Source organism: Bartonella sp. AA86SXKL (genome assembly GCF_042196885.1).
This window is the reverse complement of record NZ_JBHIRE010000395.1, coordinates 347-662: the sequence shown is the minus strand read 5'-3', so window position 1 is coordinate 662 and position 316 is coordinate 347. Positions and strand designations below refer to the sequence as shown.

General features: G+C 43.0%; 1 protein-coding gene. It reads right to left on the bottom strand.

Translation table 11 applies throughout. From position 1 onward, the window contains the following. Positions 1 to 316 (bottom strand): HAD family hydrolase (locus tag ACFIO5_RS12210; protein ID WP_522729898.1); only part of this gene is annotated, 316 nt, incomplete at both ends.

The following is a 316-nucleotide window of genomic DNA, read 5'->3' as shown; positions in this document are numbered from 1 at the left end:
GTTGGCACAAATAAATGGTAAATTTCGCGCTCGCATACGGTGAAACATATCCTCATAAGCGGAAGGTTTTTCCTCAAAACCTTCAAGAAAGCCACTGCAAACCACCACCGAGGCCTCCCACTCTTCAACCAATTCACAATCCAACCCTTCAAACAAAACTAAATCACGTTGCTGACCAATAAAAAAAACTCTACGCGGTGCAGCCCGAATGAGATCACGCGTCACATCCCCTGAAGTGATAATGGCATCATAACAATCGCTATGTACATTCATACTTTGTAATTGATCAACGATATTTTCACGTGGACGAGGTGAA